General features: G+C 60.7%; 1 protein-coding gene. It reads left to right on the top strand.

All coding sequences use genetic code 11. From position 1 onward, the window contains the following. Positions 1-272: amidohydrolase family protein (locus SB771_RS34530; RefSeq protein WP_410721980.1), on the top strand; the 272-nt coding region annotated here is incomplete at both ends.

The following is a 272-nucleotide window of genomic DNA, read 5'->3' as shown; positions in this document are numbered from 1 at the left end:
GAATCCGCTGATCAACATCACGCTGCAAGGGCGTTCAGACACCTACCCGAAGCGGCGCGGCATGACACGCGTGCCGGAGATGCTGGCGGCCGGCATCAACGTCGCGTTTGGTCACGATTGCGTGATGGACCCGTGGTATAGCCTCGGTTCCGGTGACATGCTCGAAGTCGCGCACATGGGTCTGCATGTCGCGCAGATGACGGGTGTCGATGCGATGCATGCGTGCTTTGATGCCGTTACGGTTAACCCGGCGCGTATTCTTGGGCTCGAAC

Origin of the sequence: Burkholderia sp. SIMBA_051 (assembly GCF_046534915.1) — a bacterium.
Classification (GTDB): domain Bacteria; phylum Pseudomonadota; class Gammaproteobacteria; order Burkholderiales; family Burkholderiaceae; genus Burkholderia; species Burkholderia ambifaria.
This window is presented reverse-complemented; position numbering and strand designations above follow the sequence as displayed.